Source organism: Mycobacterium sp. ITM-2016-00316, from assembly GCF_002968335.2.
GTDB lineage: Bacteria > Actinomycetota > Actinomycetes > Mycobacteriales > Mycobacteriaceae > Mycobacterium.
On sequence record NZ_CP134398.1, the window covers coordinates 1,528,070 to 1,541,619 of the forward strand.

The window sequence follows — 13,550 nt, forward strand, 5'->3', positions numbered from 1 at the left end:
TGAGCTCAGTTCGCTTCCACCACGCGGTAGGTCACGGCGTAGCGTGCCAACACGCGGTCGATGTCCTCACGGTGTGATGGGTCGGCAATATCGACGATGAGCACGGGCGCTCCGCCCTCGATCTGCGCGTGAACGCAGACACCGTCGTGCCCGGCCAGGGCGTCGGAGAAGACATCACGGGCGGCATCGGCGCGCAGGGGCACCTTGTACGGCTTGCCGATGGCGGTCACCGGTAGCGCGTCGAGGATGGTCACTTTTCGTGGCGCGGCGGCGCGCTCACCGACCTGGGTGGCCGCCCACCGTGTCAGCTCGTCAGCGCTGACGATAGATCCAGGATGAAGCGTGACGTAGGCGACCGGGACCTCTCCGGAGTGGGCGTCTGGGGCGCCGACAGCGGCAGCGGAGGCCACGTCGCCGTGGGCGAGTAGTGCGTCCTCGATCTGTGCGGGGTCGATGTTGTGGCCGCCGCGGATGATGAGGTCTTTGGCGCGGCCGGTCAGATAGACGAACCCGTCGTCGTCAACCCAGCCGAGATCGCCGGTGTCCAGCCGTTCCCCATGGAGGCTTCCCAATCCGTCGAGTTGCAGGCCGTGCGCGCCGTGGCCGGACACGTAGCCGGCGAATACCGTTGGCCCGCCGATGATCAACGTTCCTACCTCGCCGGGAGCAAGATCGATCAGGTGTCCTTGCTCATCGACCTTGGCTGCGGTGATCTGTTGGTAGGGCAGGCGTTGACCCACTGAGCCGGGTCGTGGGTATGGACCGAAGCTGCGAGCGCTCGCGCAGGTCGCTTCGGTGAGCCCGTATCCCTCGACAAGGGTGATACCGGTGTGTGATTCAAAGTCCTTGCGCACGGCGGGCGGAAGTGCCGATGCGCCGACGATGGCGATCCGCATGCTGGAGATGTCGGCGTCGATCGGGCACTGAGCGAGCACCGCATAGACGGTGGGCACCGCGCTCATCGCTGCGACCTGGTAGTGCTGCACGATCTTCCAGAAGTTCGCATACAGCGCGGTATCCCGGTATCCGAGCGGACCTGCCCACACCACCCGCTGACCGCGCAGCAGCGGCGCCAGCAAGGTGACCACCAAGGCGTTGACGTGGAACAGGGGCAACGCCGCGAAGACGACGGAATCCTGGTCGAGGACGGTGTCGGCGGCGGCCACCATCCAGGCGTCGGTGACCTCATTGGCGTGGGTATGCGCGGCGAGTTTCGGGGTTCCGGTGGTGCCCCCGGTATGGAATATCGCCGCCAGGTCGCCAGGTTCGGGTGGCTCGCCCGCGAAGCCCGCGCCGTCGTATCCCGAGGCCATCACCGTCAGATATCCGACGGTGACGCCGGGCAATGTGGGCACGGGCTCGGTCACCGCCGTGCCGGTCGGTGAAAGCAACAGGACGCAGTCGATCAACCCACTGTCGGCCAGGGCCTGCGCCACATCCCAGCTCGCGGCATCGAACTCGGGCGACGCGCTGATCAGGGTGCGGGCACCGGACCGCGCGAGGAGTTCGCCGGCCTGTTCAGCGCTCAGCCCGCTGTTGATCGGTGCGGCTATCCCGGCCAGCTGCGCCGCCAGGGTTGCGGTGATCAGTTCGTCGCAGTTCGGGCACAGCAGAGCCACCACGCTGTCGCGCTGGACCCCGATGGCACGGAGAAAGTTGGCGCTTCGGCGAACGTCGGTGGCCAACTCGCCGAACGTCTTCGACGTGCCGTTGTCCCAGTGGGTCGCGTCCGGCAACACGGTCACCGCCGGGGCGTCCGGCCACAGGCCGGCCGCCCGCTCCACGATGTCGAATGTCGAGTTCGGCAGCCCCCGTTGATGCAGCGGCACACGCTCGACATCGGGCAGGTCGGCGGGTCCGGCGTAGCGTGGCCACAGCTGATCGGTGGTCACGCGAAGGTGACCTTCATCCGCTGGATGCCGAGGTCGATCGCACCGTCGTCGGTGGCCACCGATGCGGTGATGACGTCGTCCTGCTGCAGGTACTTGCGGTTGGAAGCCTGACGTTTGAAGAAGGCTTTCCACTTCACCGCCGGCGGCAGCAATGCGCCGATCATCTCGATGGGTTTGGGTGGTGCGACGAGCGCCGTGCCTGCTGGTGTACCTGTCAGCACGAGGTCGCCGGCGGCGAGATCCTGGAACCGGGTCAGCGACTGCAACGCGGCCAGCGGCCGGTAGAGCATATCGCCCTCGACCACGGCATTCTGACGTTCGTCCCCGTTGACGCTCAGCCGCAGGCGCAGGTCGCCGAAACGGGCAAGCTCGTCGGCATCGAGGAGTACGAGTTCCGGCCCGACCGGGGTGAAGGTCGGGTACGACTTCGCCTCGTAGAACTGGGTCTGTGGCAGCTGGATGTCGCGTGCGGACACGTCGTTGGTAATCACCAGTCCGGCAACATAATCGGCGAGATTGTCGGGTGTCACGTCGGTGCCTACCGGCAGGTCGCGCCCGATGACCAGGCCGATCTCCACCTCGTAGTCGAGGAACCGGACATGTTTGGGTTTGACGATGTCGTCGAATGGGCCGCTGATGGATGCGGAGGACTTTCGGAAGAACGTCAGCGGGACCGTCTTGGGGTCCATGCCCGAATCCTTCACGTGGGATTCGAAATTGGTCATCTGCGCGACTACCCGGCAGGGCCGGGTCAGCGGCGAAAGCAGATCCAGCCCGTCCACCGCGACGGTGTCACCGGTTGCGGCGGCGATCGCGGCGCGGTCGGCGAGCAGCTGTGCGGTGGTGGAGGCAGAGGTGCCGATCTTGGTGGCGCGGTCGGCGGTCTTGACCCACCAGCCGTCGGCGGTGCGAATGATGGATGTGCTCATGAGCGGGCAACTTTCAGTAGGCCGATGAGGCGGTGGAGGTCGAACTCGTTGCGCTGTGGGAGGGCGGTGAGGATGGACAGGGCTTCCGCGCGGGCGCCGCGCGGGCTGGTGCCGAGGAAGTCGTTGCTGACCGGAGGGCCCCACTGGGACAGGCCGCTGGCGGTGAACGGTGCCCAGCCGGGTTCGAGGGTGTTGTCGAACATGTCACCATCGGCGAAGTGTTCGACGAGGAACCCGTCGGGATCACGCCAGTAATCGAAGAGCTGGCTGCCCTGAATGTGGCGGCCGATACCCCAGGACCGAAAATAGCCGCGCTCTCTCAGGTACTCCCCGCCGGCTGCGAGTGCATCCAGATCGCTGACCTGGTACGCCGAGTGCACGTACCGGTTGGCCGGGCCCAGCGCCATCGCCAATGTGTGGTGATCGGCGGGCTCGGCGCCGCGATCGCAGCGGATGAAGCTCATCGTGGGGCCACGTTCGCGCTGGCCTGGAAAGAACAGGAAATCGCTGACGATCATCCCGAGGTTGTGCTGATACCAGGTCAGCGCTTCGACGTACTTGGTCGACTGCAGCACCACGTGACCGAGGCGTTGGACTCTGGCCGGGGCCCGAGGAGGCCGCTGGGTGGCATTGGTGCGGACGGTCTCATGGCCGGTGTTGAACAGAAGCGGTGTCTGCGTAGGTAATTGGGGAAGCTCATGAGTACCCGCTACCACGCGGACCGGGATTCCGCTGGGGTCGTTCAGTTGGACCGCCGAACCGCCGATGGTGTCGGGCAGCGGTCGCACCTTCGCGCCGGTCTTGTTGGCAAGCCGACGGACGTCGGCTTCGTCGGCGGCACGGAAGGCCACGCCGGTGAAGCGAGACTTTTCGCCGCGCCGCAGGATCACGCAAGGAGTGCCCACATCGGTTCCGCGGAGGTGCAGTTCCTCGGGAGTTCGCAGGGTCGTCTGGAAGCCGAACGCACGCGCGAAGGCCTCGGCACGTAGAAGATCGGGTTTCTCGAATTCGAGCCACGAGATGTCGCGGATCTTGATGGTGGGATTCGTGGCGCGGTCGGCGAACTCGCCGGGCAATGCACCGCGCTCGCTGTGCAGGTCGTTGTGGGTCCCAGCCATGTGTCGACCGCCCTCCTTTCAAAGTCTGATGAAATCGTCACATACGACGGCATCCTCAGTCAAGGCTACTGACGATATCCTCAGTTGTGACTGAACTGCTAGATTGAGGCTCCCTTCGAGACAGGCGAGGTAGTGATGGGTGAGTCCGTGGAACCGGGCGTCAGTCGGGTGCAACGGCGTAAGCAACGCACCCGTGCTGCGCTGATCAGCGCAGCGCAGGGCTTCATCGCCGAAGGTCGGCTCAGCGTGCCGGTGCTGGACATCACGCAGGCCGCCGATGTGGGAATGGGCTCGTTCTACAACTACTTCGACAGCAAGGAAGAGTTGTTCGCCGCCGCGGTGGCTGAGGCCCTCGAGGCGCACGGTGCGCTCTTGGATGTGCTGACCGCCGACGTCGAGGACCCCGCAGAGGCGTTCGCCTGTCGATTCCGGCTGACCGGGCGTCTGTTTCGTCGCCGCCCGCAGGAGAGTCAGATCCTCTTGGCCAACGGGGTTGCGCTGTTGACCTCGGATCGGGGATTGGCGCCCCGTGCGCTGCGCGATATCGAAGCCGCCGTCGGCGCCGGGCGGTTCTCGGTCGACGATCCGCAGTTGGCGCTCGCGGTGGCCGGCGGCGCCATCATGGGATTGGGCGCCCTGTTGAGCAGTGATCCCGATCGCGACGATGCCCGTGCGGCCGACTCTGTGACGTCCGACGTGCTGCGACTGTTCGGTATGTCGGCAGCCGATGCCGCCGAGGTCTGCGCTCGACCGCTTCCCGATCTGGATGCGATCGCGCCCCCGCATTCGGCGGCGTGAGCCGCCGGCGCGACGACTCAGTTGCCGCGTAGCGCCGCGACCGGACAGATGTCGATCGCCTCCCGGGCGGCGCCGGCCAGGTCCTCGGGCACATCGGTATCGACGTACTCGCTGACCAGATCGCCCTCGTCATCGAAGGAGAAGATCGTCGGGGCGGACTGGGTGCACAAACCGTGGCCTTCGCAACGGTCCTGATCGACGGTGACACGCATGTGCCGTTCCTTCCTAGGCGGGTACCAGCTCAAGGGGCAGTCGCTGGTAGCGGTGGATGATGTTGTTGACGGCCCAGATCGGCTCGCCGGTGAGGTTGATGCGTTTCACTCGGGCAACAAGTTCGCGCAGGATTGCCTGTGACTCCAGGCGGGCTAGTCCCTGCCCGGCGCAGCTGTGAGTACCGTATCCAAAACCCAAGTGCCGATTGGCATCTCGGGTGATGTCGAAGGTATCGGGTTCATTCCATTCACGCTCGTCACGGTTGGCTGAGGCGTAGACGACCAGAACGCGAGAATCTCGTGGAATCAACGAGCCGCCGAGCTCCACGTCGGTGACGGTTTTGCGGGAGAATGCCCGCAACGGCGACTCGAGGCGTACGACCTCGTTGACGGCGTTCGCGACGAGTGACGGGTCCTGACGCAGTGTCTGCCACTGTTCGGGATGGGTCGCGAAGAGGTGCAGTGCCGAGCTGATGGCGCTGATCGTGGTATCCAGCGAGGGCGCCAGATAGTCGATCATCAGTGCCGAACATTCCGTTCGCGGCAACTCGCCGGCGTCGGCCGCACGCAACACATCGTCACCCATGCTGCCGGGGAGCACTGCGCGATCGCGGACGACGCGGCGGGAGAATCGCAGCATCGACAGGGCTGCGGGCATGGTGCGCAGCCACTGCTGGTTCAGCGGGCCCAATGAATCGAATGTCGCGCCGGCCCACTCGATGAGATTGTCGCGGCCCTCCTCGGGCCACCCCACCAGATCCGGTACCACCGCTATCGGAAGCGCGGTGGCGACGTCTCGGACGCCGTCGACGTGGCGACGGGCGACCGCTGCCTCAACGACCGTCGCGGCCTGCCGATCGATGGCCTCTGTCATGGTGCGCAGCGCCTTTGGCGTGAGGCGGTGGGCGAGCAACTTGCGTCGGCGGTCGTGGTCGGCGCCATCACTGTTGAGTGTGGTGCCCCGGGAGAGCCGGTTGGTCAGCGGATTCAGTGCCACGCCCTGGCCGGACGCAAAGCGCCCGTCATCACGCAGCGCGGCCTTGCATTCGGCGTACCGCGGCAACGCGTAGACCCGCTGTCGCGGCAGCCACACCACCGTGCCCAGCTGTCGTAGTCGGGCGTAGTGCGGGTAGGGGTCGACGATGGCGCTGCGTGCGTAGATATTCCGTCGATACGCCGGCGCGTTGGCGGCATTTCCCATGGTGAGTCCCTCACTGCGGCGGGTGCGGGGCGGCTCCGTCGTCGACGCCTGTTCGTGCGTACTCGACGGTCGAGCCCTGCGCGGGTTCATATCCGCCAACAGAACCAGAGAATGACGATATCGTCAAGTATGACTGAATCCGGCAAGTGGGTGTGCTTCATCCTGCCCCACCGGCAGGTTCATCGGCGTGAAATGTCGGCGTCGTCATAGCCGATGCCCCACGAGGCGGACAGCGTCTCGTCGGGCTCCAGCCAACGCAACCCGACGCCGCTGTTGAATGCATCGGCGGGCGCGGTCATCGGTTCGAGCGCCACGGCCGTCACGACCTTCCCGGCGCGGGGGAACTGCCGGGTGATGAAGACGTGCACGAATCCGAAGCTGTCGTCGGCCCACAGCGAGACGGTACGGCCGTCGGGGGAGCGCAGGGTGTGCACGCTGCCCCCGTCCGCGGTCGGCACCGACCACGCGTCGTCGAGGTCGAGGTCGGCGATGACGCGTCCACCGCGCAGGTCCCATTCGGTGCCCGGCACCGCAGTACGCCCGGTGGGTATGAGCCGGTCGTCGATGTCGATGTGGTGCGACCCGTTCACGGTCAGCGTCAGCGTCTCGGTGGGCACGTCGCTGATCGCCAGAAAGGGGTGGGCACCGATCGCGACTGGGGCACAGTCGGACCCGACGTTGCGCACCGTGTGCGTCGCGGTCATGCCGTCAGCCACCAGATGGTAGGTGACCTCGGTCTGCAGTCGGAAGGGGTACCCGCGTTGCGGAAGCACCGGCGCCCCGAGGGTGATTGAGGAGGCCGACCGGGCCAGCACCCGATGCGCCGTGTCGTGCAGCAGCCCATGAAGTGCGCTGCGATGGCAGGCGTCGTTGATGTCGAGTTGGTGTGTGCGCCCGTCGTGCACCCAGCGGCCGTCGCGCACCCGGTTGGGCCATGGGACCAGGACCGCACCGCAAAAGAACGGCACGGGCCCGCGGTCGTCGAACTCGGCCGTGATCTCGACGCCGTCCACGCTCAGTTGCCGAATGGCCGCGCCTGCCTCGGCGATCACCGCGCGCACCGGGCGGCCACCGCTGGGCAGGACGAGCTCGAACTGTGTCATGTGGTTAACCGCCGGCGCCGTGGCCGGCATGAGTCGCCACGATCGTCGGTTCACGGTGGCCGCGGTGGCGCGTTGCGGCGCGCACCGCACCGCCGACGGCCTCGCATCGCTCGGCGGGTACCAGCGCGATCACGCAGCCCCCGAAGCCGCCACCGGTCATCCGTGCCCCCAATGCGCCTGCCTGCAACGCGGTGTCTGCAATCAGATCGATGTGATCGGTGGTGATCTCGAAGTCGTCGCGCATCGATGCCTGCGACGCGGTCAGTAGCCGGCCGACCGCGGCGAAGTCGGAGTTATGCAGCGCCGCAACGGTATCGAGGACACGTTGGTTCTCGGTGAGGATGTGCCGGGCGCGCCGGCCGTCCTCGGAGTCCGGTAGCGCCGTCAGGGCCTGTGGCATGCGGTCCTGCAGGTCGCGCAGCGTGCCAACACCCAGCGCGGCCGCGGCACGCTCACAGGCGGCGCGGCGGTCGGCATATTCGCCGCCCGCATGCTGATGTGCGGCATGGGAATTGATGAGCAGCAGCGCGACGCCGTGGGCCTCGGGTTCAAACGGCACCGAGCGGACGCTGAGATCGCGGAAATCGATCAGCTGGGCGTGCCGCCGTTCGGCGAACAGGATGGCCAGCTGATCCAGCAGGCCCGTCGGCGCGCCCACATAGTCGTTCTCCGCGCGCTGCGCGATCCGGGCCTGCTCGACGCGGTCCAGCGTCAGGCCGGAGGCGGACAGGATGGCGCCGAGCACCGCGCACTCCAGTGCGGCCGACGAGGCCAGGCCGGAGCCGGCCGCCACACCGCCGGTGACCGCCATGGTGCCGCCGGGGACGTGGTGACCCGCGCTGTGCAGCGCCCAGACCACGCCGGCCACGTATGCGGCCCAGCCGCCGACATCGCCGGGCGCCGTGCCCAGCGGCAACCGAACCGGCGCCGCCTCGCGGTCGCTGCGCACCACGAGTGCGTCGGTGTCCTCGGGCCGGAAGGTCACCGTGGTGCGGTCGGGTAGCGCAATGGGCAGCGCGAATCCGTCGTTGTAGTCGGTGTGTTCGCCGATGAGGTTGATCCGGCCGGGCGCGCTGTACTCGACAGGCTTGCTCATAGTTCCCGCAGCCTGCCCGCGACGATCTCGGGTGTGGTGTCGTTGATGAACGCGCCCATCGCCGACTCCGAACTGGCCAGATATTTGATCTTGGTGGCGGTACGCCGTATCGAGAGTAGCTCGACGTGGAAGTACCCTTCGCGTTGCGCGTGGTCCTCGGTGTACTGATGCAGCGCCGACATATAGGGCAGCGGCGCGTCGTACAGCCGGTCGAACCGGCCGAGCACGTCGAGGTAGATCCGCGCGAACCCCTTGAGTTCCGCGTCATCGAGTTCGGTCAGGTTGCGCACGAACCTGTGCGGATAGATGTGCACTTCCAGCGGCCACCGGGAGGCGAAGGGCACGAAGGCGGTGAACGAATCGTTGCGTGCCACGATCCGGCTGCCCTGGTCGACTTCGTCGGCGAGAATGCGCGCGAACAGGTTGGTGCCGTGTCGTTCTCGGTGCAGCCGGGCCTGCCGCAGCATGGTGGCGGTGCGCGGTGTCAGGTACGGGTAGGCGTAGATCTGACCGTGCGGATGGGTCAGCGTCACGCCGATCTCCTCGCCGCGGTTCTCGAAACAGAAAACCTCTTCGATGCCCGGCCGCGCCATCAACTCCGCGGTGCGGTGCCGCCATGCCTGCACGACCAGCAGTGCGTGGTCGACGTCGAGGTCGGCGAACCGGCCGGTGTGGTCACTGGAGAAGGCGATGACCTCACAGTGGCCGTTGCCCGGCGCGGAGGTGAACCCGTCGACGGCGTCGGGAAGCCCGCAGGAACTATCGCCGGCCAGACTGGGAAATCTGTTCTCGAACACCACCACGTCGTAGTCGGGTGCGGGCACCTCGCTGGAGATCCCGGACGGTCCCGGGCACAGCGGGCACTGGTCGGGAGCGGGCTTGTAGGTGCGGTTCTGGCGCAGGGCCGCGATGACCACCCATTCACCGGTCTGCCGGTCCAGGCGAAGCTCGGTGTGTGAGCCGGTCCGGCCCGGCAGCACGCGACGGTCGGGAAGTGGGGCGGCACTGCGACCCGGCAGCGAGAAGAACAGCAGTTCGCGCCCGTCGGCCAACGGCCATCGCAGTGGCTCGATCCTCACGTTCCGATCATCCGAGCATTGTCGCGGGTGGCCTGGATCCGCCGCCAGGGTTGCGCGAGTTCCTGGAAATGCCGGGCATTCTCGGCGGCGATGATGTGGTTGACCCGCTCGGTGAGCTGGCCCGGCGTCAGGCCGAACTCCGCGAGAACCTCGTCTGCGGGTGGGCCGCCGTAGGGGGACCAGCTGCGCACGTAGTCGAGGATCACGCGGTCGAACCGGTCCATGGCGCTACGATCCACCTTTCTTCTTGTTGTAGACATCGAATCCCACCGCGGCCAGCAGCACCAGGCCCTTGATGACCTGCTGGACATCGCTGCCGATGCCGATCAACGACATCCCGTTGTTCAGCACGCCGAGGACGAAACCGCCGATGATGGCACCGAACACCGTGCCGACGCCGCCGTTGGCCGAGGCGCCACCGATGAATGCCGCGGCGATCGCCTCCAGTTCCATGCCGATGCCCGCCTGCGGGGTGGCCGAGTTGAGTCGCGCGGCGAAGAGCAGACCGGCCAGCGCGGACAGCAGACCCATGTTGACGAAGACCAGGAAGGTGACGCGCTTGGTCTTGACCCCGGAGAGCCGGGCGGCGGCGACGTTGCCGCCCACGGCGTACACCTGCCGGCCGAACACGCTGCTGCGCATGATGAATGCGTAAATGACGAATGCCACCGCCAGGATGATCCCGACCACCGGCACCCCGCGATAGCTCGCGAGCAGCAACGTGAACGCGGCAAGGGCGGCCACGATGGCGGCGCATTTGAAGACGAACCACCCGAACGGCAGAACGTCGAAGTCGTAACGGGTCTGCGTGCTTCGCTGGCGGACCTGCTGCCACAGCGCGGCGACCATCACCAGCGCGCCGAGGATGATCGTGGGCAAGTGATAGAGGCTGCTGCCGCCGAGTTCGGGTAGGAACCCACTGCTGACCTGGCTGAAGCTGCGGGGGAACGGGGCAATGGACTGACCCTCCAGTAGATACTGGGTCGCGCCGCGGAACACCAGCATGCCGGCCAGGGTGACGATGAACGACGGAATACCGACGTAGGCGATCCAGAATCCCTGCCACGCTCCGATCAGCGCGCCGAGCAGCAGGCACAACCCGACCGCGACCGGCCAGGGCATGTCCTGCCGGATCATCAGCACCGCCGACATGGCGCCGATGAAACCGGCGATGGAACCGACCGAGAGGTCGATGTGGCCGGAGATGATGACGATGACCATCCCGATCGCCAGGATCAGGATGTAGCCGTTCTGTTGAACGATATTGGTGACATTGAGGGGTTTGAGCAGGATCCCGCTGGTCCAGATCTGGAACAGGATGACGATGAGAACCAGCGCGACGACCATGCCGTACTGCCGGAAGTTCTTGCGCACGGCCGTCACCAGTCGCGCTGCGCCGGAGTCCGGTGGCGGGGCGGGTGCGCGTGAGCCCGCATCCACCGTGGAACTGGTGGTCATGAGGTCGATCCCTTCATCATGTAGTGCATCAGTGTTTCCTGCGCGGCGTCCTCGCGGGCCACCTCACCGGTGAGCCTGCCCTCGTTGAGGGTGTAGATGCGGTCGCACAGGCCGATCAGTTCCGGCAGCTCGGAGGAGATGACGATCACCGACTTTCCCTGGGATGCCAGCGAATTGATGATCGTGTAGATCTCGTACTTGGCGCCCACATCGATGCCGCGGGTGGGCTCGTCGAGGATCAGCACATCGGGGTCGGCGAAGATCCACTTGCTCAACACCACCTTCTGCTGATTGCCTCCGGACAGGTTGCCGGTGGTGGCCCGTACCGAAGGCGTCTTGATGTGCATGTCCTTGCGGAAGCGCTCGGCGACGACGGTCTCTTCGTGTTCGTTGATGACGGTTGCTCTGCTGACCTTCGGCAGCGAGGCCAGGGTCACGCTACGGGCGATGTCGTCCATCAGGTTGAGCCCGTAATGCTTGCGGTCCTCGGTGGCGTAGGCGATACCGTGCGCAATCGCCTCGGACACCGTGCGGGTACGAATCTCTTTGCCGTCCTTGAAGACCGCGCCGCCACCCTTCTTTCCATAACTGCGCCCGAAGACGCTCATCGCCAGCTCGGTGCGGCCGGCTCCCATCAGCCCAGCCAGGCCCACGACCTCACCGCGGCGCACGCTGATCGACACCCCGTCGACGACCTTGCGTTCCTGGTCGAGCGGGTGGAAGACGGTCCAGTCCTGGATCGCGAAGGTGACCTCGCCCACGGGATGGGGGGTGCGTGGCGGGAAACGGTCGACCATATCGCGCCCGACCATGCCGCGGATGATGTGTTCCTCGGTGAGTCCGGCTTCGACGGCCCGGGTCTCGATGGTCTGGCCGTCGCGCAGGATGGTGATGGTGTCGGCCACCCGCATCACCTCATTGAGCTTGTGCGAGATGATGATACAGGTCAGTCCCTGCCCGGCGAGCTCGACGATGAGGTCGAGCAGGTGCCTGCTGTCCTCGTCGTTGAGTGCCGCCGTCGGCTCGTCGAGGATGAGCAGCTTCACCTTCTTGGACAGTGCCTTGGCGATCTCGACGAGCTGCTGCTTACCGACTCCGATGTCGGAGATCAGGGTCTGCGGGTTCTCGTTCAGGCCGACACGTTGGAGCAGTTGCTGGGCGTGACTCGTGGTTTCGTGCCAACTGATGATTCCTCCCGATGCGTGTTCATTGCCCAGGAAGATGTTCTCGGCAATGGACAGCACGGGCACCAGGGCGAGTTCCTGGTGGATGATGCCGATACCGCGGCGCTCGCTGCTGCGGATGTCCTTGAACTCGCCGGGCCGGCCGTCGAAGACGATGTCGCCGTGGTAGCTGCCGTGCGGGTAGATGCCGCTGAGCACCTTCATCAGTGTGGACTTCCCGGCGCCGTTCTCACCGCAGATGGCGTGGATCTCACCGTGGCGCACCGTGAGGTTGACCTCGCTCAGCGCCGTGACGTTGCCGAATCGCTTGGTGATGTCCCGCATTTCGAGCAACGGCGCCGCCGTCACCCCGGTCACGCGAGTTGTGCCGACGTGTAGTAGCCGGAGTCGACGAGCACCTTCTCGTAGTTGGTTTTGTCCACGCTGACGGGATCGAGCAGGAACGCCGGGACCACCTTGATCCCGTTGTCATAGGTGGTGGTGTCGTTGACTTCGGGCGTGCCGCCGGTCAGCAGTGAATCCACCATCTGCACAGCGGCGTTGGCCAGTTCGCGGGTGTCCTTGAACACGGTCTCTGTCTGCTCGCCGGCGATGATCGACTTCACCGAGGCCAATTCGGCGTCCTGACCGGTGACGATGGGCAGCGGGTTGGCGGGCGTTCCGTATCCCGCGCTCTTCAACGCGGAGATGATTCCCAGCGACATCCCGTCATAGGGGGAGAGCACGGCGTCGACCCGCCCGCTGGTGTAGGCGCGGCTGAGCAGGTTGTCCATGCGGGACTGTGCCAATCCGCCGTCCCAGCGCAACGTCGCCACCTGATCGAAGGATGTCTGACCGCTCTTCACGACCAGCTTCCCGCTGTCGATGTGGGGCTGCAGCACGCTCATGGCGCCGTCGAAGAAGAAGGTCGCGTTGTTGTCGTCGGGGGAGCCGGCGAACAGCTCGATGTTGAAGGGGCCCTTGCCCACTGCGACGCCGAGCTTGTCCACGATGTAGGTGGCCTGCAGCACGCCGACCTTGAAGTTGTCGAATGTCGCGTAGTAGTCCACGTTCTCGGTGCCGCGGATCAGCCGGTCGTAGCTGACGACCGGGATGTCGGCGTCCGCGGCGCGTTGCAGGATGTCGGTCAGCGATGAGCTGTCGATCGGGGCGATGACCAGAGCCTTGACACCCTTGGTGATCATGTTCTCGATCTGGGACACCTGGTTCTGCACGACGTCGTCGCCGTACTGCAGGTCGGTCTGGTATCCGAGTTTCTGGAACTGCGCGGCGATGTTGTCGCCGTCGGCCACCCAGCGTTCGGATGACTTGGTGGGCATCGCGATGCCCACGGTGCCGGTGCGTTCACCGCCGCCACTGCCGGCGGCATCCGTCGCGTCCGGGCGCCCACAACCGGCGCTGGTCAGTGCCGCGACCACGGCGAGGGCGCCGACGGCGCGAGCAAGGCTCTTACGCATGAAATCCTCCGAAAGGTATCTGC

13 protein-coding genes are annotated in these 13,550 nt (G+C 66.0%); 1 reads left to right on the forward strand and 12 read right to left on the reverse strand.

Going from position 1 to position 13,550, the window contains the following annotated elements; translation table 11 throughout:
• Positions 1–5: 5 nt before the first annotated feature.
• The 3 genes from C6A86_RS07340 to C6A86_RS07350 are packed head-to-tail and all read right to left on the reverse strand — an operon-like array spanning position 6 to position 3,939.
• Entirely contained in the window at positions 6–1,892 is a 1,887-nt protein-coding gene (locus C6A86_RS07340) for an acyl-CoA synthetase (protein WP_105365704.1), read from the reverse strand.
• Positions 1,889–2,821 (reverse strand): fumarylacetoacetate hydrolase family protein, encoded by a 933-nt coding sequence (locus tag C6A86_RS07345; RefSeq protein ID WP_105365703.1) that lies wholly within the window; start codon positions 2,819–2,821, stop codon positions 1,889–1,891. The genes C6A86_RS07340 and C6A86_RS07345 overlap by 4 nt, the downstream gene beginning before the upstream one ends.
• On the reverse strand, positions 2,818–3,939 hold the full coding sequence (locus C6A86_RS07350) for a VOC family protein (RefSeq protein ID WP_105365702.1): 1,122 nt from the start codon (positions 3,937–3,939) through the stop codon (positions 2,818–2,820). Before C6A86_RS07350 ends, C6A86_RS07345 begins: the two co-directional genes overlap by 4 nt.
• 135 nt (positions 3,940–4,074) lie before the next feature.
• On the opposite strand from C6A86_RS07350, the gene C6A86_RS07355 reads away from it, so the two are divergent.
• A complete protein-coding gene (locus C6A86_RS07355; RefSeq protein WP_105365701.1) occupies positions 4,075–4,737 on the forward strand; it encodes a TetR/AcrR family transcriptional regulator in 663 nt (220 codons plus the stop codon).
• 17 nt (positions 4,738–4,754) lie between these two features.
• On the opposite strand, the gene C6A86_RS07360 is transcribed toward C6A86_RS07355, so the two are convergent.
• The 9 genes from C6A86_RS07360 to chvE form a co-directional block, all read right to left on the reverse strand.
• Entirely contained in the window at positions 4,755–4,949 is a 195-nt protein-coding gene (locus C6A86_RS07360; protein ID WP_105365700.1) for a ferredoxin, read from the reverse strand.
• 13 nt (positions 4,950–4,962) lie between these two features.
• Entirely contained in the window at positions 4,963–6,150 is a 1,188-nt protein-coding gene (locus C6A86_RS07365; protein ID WP_105365699.1) for a cytochrome P450, read from the reverse strand.
• 179 nt (positions 6,151–6,329) lie between these two features.
• Positions 6,330–7,253: an aldose 1-epimerase family protein gene (locus C6A86_RS07370; protein ID WP_105365733.1), complete on the reverse strand. Its 924-nt coding sequence runs from the start codon at positions 7,251–7,253 to the stop codon at positions 6,330–6,332.
• 4 nt (positions 7,254–7,257) lie between these two features.
• Positions 7,258–8,349, reverse strand: a complete 1,092-nt coding sequence (locus C6A86_RS07375) for a galactokinase (protein ID WP_105365698.1) — start codon at positions 8,347–8,349, stop codon at positions 7,258–7,260.
• Positions 8,346–9,428: a galactose-1-phosphate uridylyltransferase gene (gene galT, locus C6A86_RS07380; protein WP_311101067.1), complete on the reverse strand. Its 1,083-nt coding sequence runs from the start codon at positions 9,426–9,428 to the stop codon at positions 8,346–8,348. The genes C6A86_RS07375 and galT overlap by 4 nt, the downstream gene beginning before the upstream one ends.
• Positions 9,425–9,652 (reverse strand): hypothetical protein, encoded by a 228-nt coding sequence (locus tag C6A86_RS07385; protein WP_105365697.1) that lies wholly within the window; start codon positions 9,650–9,652, stop codon positions 9,425–9,427. The genes galT and C6A86_RS07385 overlap by 4 nt, the downstream gene beginning before the upstream one ends.
• Positions 9,653–9,656: 4 nt before the next feature.
• The gene (gene mmsB / locus C6A86_RS07390; RefSeq protein ID WP_105365696.1) at positions 9,657–10,886 is read right to left on the reverse strand and encodes a multiple monosaccharide ABC transporter permease; all 1,230 of its coding nucleotides are present in this window, start codon (positions 10,884–10,886) and stop codon (positions 9,657–9,659) included.
• Positions 10,883–12,394: a multiple monosaccharide ABC transporter ATP-binding protein gene (gene mmsA, locus C6A86_RS07395; protein WP_105365731.1), complete on the reverse strand. Its 1,512-nt coding sequence runs from the start codon at positions 12,392–12,394 to the stop codon at positions 10,883–10,885. Before mmsA ends, mmsB begins: the two co-directional genes overlap by 4 nt.
• A 29-nt stretch (positions 12,395–12,423) precedes the next feature.
• Complete coding sequence (gene chvE, locus C6A86_RS07400) at positions 12,424–13,527, reverse strand: multiple monosaccharide ABC transporter substrate-binding protein (RefSeq protein ID WP_311101068.1); 1,104 nt, start codon at positions 13,525–13,527, stop codon at positions 12,424–12,426.
• Between the last annotated feature and the right edge of the window lie 23 nt (positions 13,528–13,550).